Below are 4,693 nucleotides of genomic sequence, written 5' to 3'. Positions count from 1 at the left end.
TAAACCCGCGTGAAAAACAAATTATGGAATTAAGATTTGGATTAGATGGCGGAAAAGAACACACACAAAAAGAAGTGGCAGATATGATAGGGATTTCTCAAAGTTATATTTCACGTTTGGAAAAGAGAATTATTAAGCGTTTGCGTGGAGAGTTAGAAAGAATAGAGCAATAAAATTGGAAGAGTTTTCTTCTCATGAATTCAAAATATTACGCCCATACTCTGAACAAGAATTTGTTCAGAGGGAGTGTGGCGATTGCAGTATCACAAAGTAGAAATTTGTGGGGTCAACACCGCGAAGCTACCAGTGCTCAAAGAAAAAGAAAAGATCGAACTGATTCGCAAGGCTCAGGCAGGCGATGAAAAGGCTCGTCAGGCGATGATTCAAGGAAATTTACGACTCGTATTGAGTGTGGTGCAAAAATTTGCGATGCGAGGAGAAAATATGGACGATTTGTTTCAAGTGGGATGCATTGGTCTTATAAAAGCGATTGACCATTTTAATCCCGATTTGGGACTTCGCTTTTCTACCTATGGGCAACCAATGATTATTGGTGAAATTCGGCGTTTTTTGCGAGATAATAACAGTATGCGTGTTAGTCGTTCGGTACGTGATATGGCCTATCGCGCTATGCAGGCGAGGGAATCTTTGCAAAAAAGGCTGGGGAGAGACCCTACCATTCAAGAAATTTCGGATTTAATCGGACAGCCCCAGGCGACCGTAACGTTGGCGCTGGAATCCGTAGTGGAGCCAATTTCTTTGTATGAACCTGTTTATAGCGATGGCGGGGATACTTTGTATGTAATGGATCAGGTAGGAGAAAATGAAAGCGAAGAAAATTGGATTTCAACTATTCAATTTCGAGATACAATCAGTGCTCTGTCAGATCGCGAAAAGAAAATTATTTCGTTGCGTTATCTTGCGGGAAAAACACAGGTGGAAGTGGCGCGTGAGATTGGAATCAGTCAAGCGCAGGTTAGCAGACTGGAAAAAGGAGCATTGGAAAGAATAAAAAAACAAATTTAAAAATGGCAGGCAGCTTTCACAAAAGCCGCCTGCCATTTTTATCATTTCGTAGTTCCAGAAGTCGTTTTTGCGATTTCCTTTTGCACATGTCGTGAAAGCTTTTTTTCACTTTCAACACCATAACTTTTTAAGGCGCGTTGTAATGTTCGAACATTGCGGAAATGGACACCTACCATATCTGCGTCAAATGCAGCCGAAGCATTGATTTTATTATCATCAATAAAGATGCTTTCGGATGGGATCAGGTGATATTTATCAAGTAGTGCCTGATAAATTCTAATATCGGGTTTCAACATATGGACTTCGCAAGATGCAATGCCACCGTCAAAGAATGACCAGAATCTGCGTTGAGAAAGTGTTTCCAATACATCATCCGCAATATTAGACAGATAAAAAAGTTTATATCCTCGTTTTTTTAAACGTTTCATCAACTGCACAACGTCGTCTTTGGTATTCAGCATATCAAACCAGTCGTTTAGAATGGTTTCTATTTCGAATCCCAGACCGAGCGTTCGACCTTTTTCACGCATGATGTCATAGGCCTGTGTTCGGTCCAAAACGCCTGCATCGATTTTGAGCCACTCGGCACTGCCAAACGTAATATCGTATAGTTGATTTTCTATTTTTTCATTGAGAAAATGATCTACGAGAAATTCACGGGGATTGAAGTCGACCACTACGCCCCCTAGATCAAAAATAATATTTTTGTACAAAAAATCACCCACCATATCGTTCTTATTCGATATTGTTTTTTATTATACAACATTTTCTTCGGCATAGAAACCCCTTGTTCTGGAATAAAATGTGAATAAATGAAGGGGGGAATGTCGTTATGACATTGTATGAACTTTGCCAGCATGATGTTATTTGCATTTCCACGGGGAAAAATTTGGGGAAGGTGGATGATATTTCCTTTGATGAAAAGACTGCGGCTATCCAAAATATTGTATTATATGGGCGTTTAAAATTGTTTGGACTTTTGGGTAGAGAAGAGGATGTATTGATTCCGTGGAAAGACATTCGTAAAATTGGCCGAGACGTCATTCTGGTTGAGACCCAAATCGTCGTGCCAGAAAGGAAAAAAAGACTTCCTTTCATGATATAACTTGACAAATATTATATAATGGAAGAATCGACTAAAACTGATAAGAGCATAAAAATAAAGGTGATTAAATATGAAACAACAGGAGAGAAAAAAAGAGGTGGCGAATTGGAGAAAGTCCTCTAAAGTGAATTTGATCTGGTCGCTAGCTGCTCCTACAATTTTTCTCTTTACAATGGAATGGATCCATCGAGGAACTTTATTTTCAGACTTTTGGACTACAAGGTTTTTTCCGCATTTCTTTGGTTTTTTATTCGGTTGGGTGTTTTTAGTTTCAATTTATTTGATCATAAGCCAACTTACCGGAAAGCATTGGATCGCTACTCTTTTAGAGGGAATTTTGTCCAATGTAGCGGGAATTGTCACATATTATAAATTGGAAATGCGGGGAGAACCATTTTTACCTTGGGATTTTTCTCAAATAGGCGATTTAGCCGGAGTAGCTGATCATATTCAACTGCAGATACAGCCGTCGATGGTCATAGTGGCTTTGATTGTTGTGGCGATGACTGTGTTTTCCGGCTTTATTTGTTTGCCGTATAAAGAAGGTTGGAGATGGCGCTTGATTTTTTCCGGTATTGGTGCCTTGCTTTCCGTCTTTCTTGTTTTTGGCGTTTGGATAAATACGAGTGTCTGCCAGTTTTTTGGCATTTATGAAGATATGTGGATGCAAGACCGATACTACAAAAATTATGGTATCATTACTGGCTTTTTTACAAATTTGCGCGTTTTGGATATTGAAGAGCCGGAGAATTATTCCGAAGAGTCCGTACTAGAGATTGTGCAGCGAACAGAAAAGGCCAAATTGCAGAATGGGGAGCCTTTTTACGAAAATTGCTATGCAGCCAATGAAGATCAGGTGGTAGAAGAACCGAATATAATCTATATTATGAATGAGTCTTTTTGGGATGTATGAAGGTTAGAGGGAGTCGTTTTCGATCGTGAACTTACACCGAATCTTCATGCCTTAATGAATCAAGCCGCATATGGAAGATGTTATTCACCCTCTTTTGGCGGCGGTACCTGTGATGTGGAATTTGAAGCATTGACTGGTTTTTCTTTGGAACATCTTCCGGCTGGCAGCAAACCGTATCAGCAGTATGTTACACAAGAAATGTTTTCTACTCCGCAGTATTTGAAGTCCAAAGGATATGACACGATGGCCATTCATGGCTATTACCGAAAGTTCTGGAGTAGAAATACGGCGTATCCTAATTTGGGAATTGACACATTTATTGCTGCAGAAGATTTTGAAAATCCGAATCGGAGAAGGGGATTGATTTCTGATTCAGAGATGACGAAAAGGATTATATCTGAGTACGAAAACCATGAACAAACATCAGATGCCCCCATATTTATTCATGCTGTAACAATGCAAAATCATACCACTTACGATGCAAGTCATTATCCGGAGGATGAACTGGTAAAAATTTTGGAACATCCGGGATTTTCTGACAATACGATTTCTCAGTTACAGGATTTTGCCACGGGGATTTATGAAGCGGATCAGGCGCTAGGCGATTTGATTTCGTATTTTAGTACGGTGGACGAGCCTACGATTGTTGTGTTTTGGGGAGACCACTACAATCCTTTAGGAACCGGTTATGAAGTGTTTGAAAAAACAGGATATATCGAAAAAGGAAATACGAGCAGCCCGAATTTGCGTCAAACGGATCTTTTGATTTGGAGCAACTACAGCGATCAACCGGTAGAAATGGGTACAATCGCGGCTTATCAAATTAGTCCCGTTGTTATGGATCTTTATGGCTTGGAAAAACCGGTTTGGTACGATTTCTTAATCCAAGAACTGTCCGTGATGCGTGCACGAACAAGAGGGATTACAGTGGAACCAGATGGATCCTTCAGTGAAGACATGAGTGATGAGCAAATGCAGTGGTACAATGATCATTGGCTTTTGCAATATGACTACATGTTTGGTCAGCCTTATCAGGAGGACTATGTAACGATAAAGTAATCGTTTTTAATACTTGCATTTTAGTGGAGAGTATGATATACTAATCCGGCAATACGCACGCATTGCTTTGTTTTCTTGTGCCTATTTGGGGTTGGAAAACAGGACGGCAATGCGGAGGAAAAACAATTTTAGGAGGATATTTTTATGGCAGTCGTATCTATGAAACAACTTCTGGAAGCTGGCGTGCATTTTGGTCATCAAACACGTCGCTGGAATCCGAAAATGGCGAAGTACATCTTCACCGAGCGCAACGGTATCTACATTATTGATTTGCAGAAAACCGTAAAAAAATTGGATGAGGCTTACAATTTTGTGCGTGACGTTGCGGCAGAGGGTGGAGACATTCTTTTTGTTGGCACGAAAAAACAGGCTCAGGAGTCTGTTCGTGAAGAAGCATTGCGTTGCGGCATGCATTATGTAAATGCTCGTTGGTTGGGTGGTATGCTGACCAACTTCCGTACCATTCGTCGTCGTATTGATCGTATGGAGCAGATCAACAAAATGCGCGAGGATGGCACTTTTGAGATGCTGCCCAAAAAAGAGGTCGCAAAACTTGAGCTCGAGCTGGAGAAACTGGAGAAATTCCTGGG

Annotated in this window: 6 protein-coding genes and 1 pseudogene; 6 read left to right on the top strand and 1 reads right to left on the bottom strand. The window is 40.5% G+C overall.

All coding sequences use genetic code 11. The annotated features are described in order from the left end of the window. On the top strand, positions 1–173 hold a 173-nt coding region (locus AB5H98_RS12730; protein ID WP_367926269.1), incomplete at its 5' end, for a sigma factor-like helix-turn-helix DNA-binding protein. A gap of 82 nt (positions 174–255) precedes the next feature. After that, a complete protein-coding gene (sigG, locus tag AB5H98_RS12725; protein ID WP_367926268.1) occupies positions 256–1,026 on the top strand; it encodes an RNA polymerase sporulation sigma factor SigG in 771 nt (256 codons plus the stop codon). Between the two features lie 41 nt (positions 1,027–1,067). On the opposite strand, the gene AB5H98_RS12720 is transcribed toward sigG, so the two are convergent. After that, complete coding sequence (locus tag AB5H98_RS12720) at positions 1,068–1,739, bottom strand: HAD family hydrolase (protein WP_367926267.1); 672 nt, start codon at positions 1,737–1,739, stop codon at positions 1,068–1,070. A 119-nt stretch (positions 1,740–1,858) separates the two neighbouring features. Between AB5H98_RS12720 and AB5H98_RS12715 the strand changes: the two genes are divergently transcribed. From AB5H98_RS12715 to rpsB, 4 genes and pseudogenes are all read left to right on the top strand, one after another. Beyond that, complete coding sequence (locus AB5H98_RS12715; RefSeq protein ID WP_367926266.1) at positions 1,859–2,131, top strand: YlmC/YmxH family sporulation protein; 273 nt, start codon at positions 1,859–1,861, stop codon at positions 2,129–2,131. 70 nt (positions 2,132–2,201) lie between these two features. Continuing rightward, positions 2,202–3,044: a hypothetical protein gene (locus AB5H98_RS12710; protein ID WP_367926265.1), complete on the top strand. Its 843-nt coding sequence runs from the start codon at positions 2,202–2,204 to the stop codon at positions 3,042–3,044. 36 nt (positions 3,045–3,080) lie between these two features. Beyond that, positions 3,081–4,103: pseudogene (locus tag AB5H98_RS12705) on the top strand (LTA synthase family protein); the annotation flags it as partial. A 144-nt stretch (positions 4,104–4,247) separates the two neighbouring features. Beyond that, positions 4,248–4,693: 30S ribosomal protein S2 (gene rpsB / locus AB5H98_RS12700; RefSeq protein ID WP_367926264.1), on the top strand; the 446-nt coding region annotated here is incomplete at its 3' end.

The organism is uncultured Ruthenibacterium sp. (assembly GCF_963558415.1).
In the GTDB taxonomy this organism is placed as follows: Bacteria; Bacillota; Clostridia; order Oscillospirales; family Ruminococcaceae; genus Ruthenibacterium.
The sequence above is the reverse complement of the archived record's forward strand: the minus strand, read 5'-3'. Positions and strand labels throughout refer to the sequence as shown.

Bases quoted from the DNA above. Each gene is read 5' to 3' on its own strand.
- AB5H98_RS12715 (WP_367926266.1), top strand. From the start codon at position 1,859: ATGACATTGTATGAACTTTGCCAGCATGATGTTATTTGCATTTCCACG.
- AB5H98_RS12710 (WP_367926265.1), top strand. From the start codon at position 2,202: ATGAAACAACAGGAGAGAAAAAAAGAGGTGGCGAATTGGAGAAAGTCC.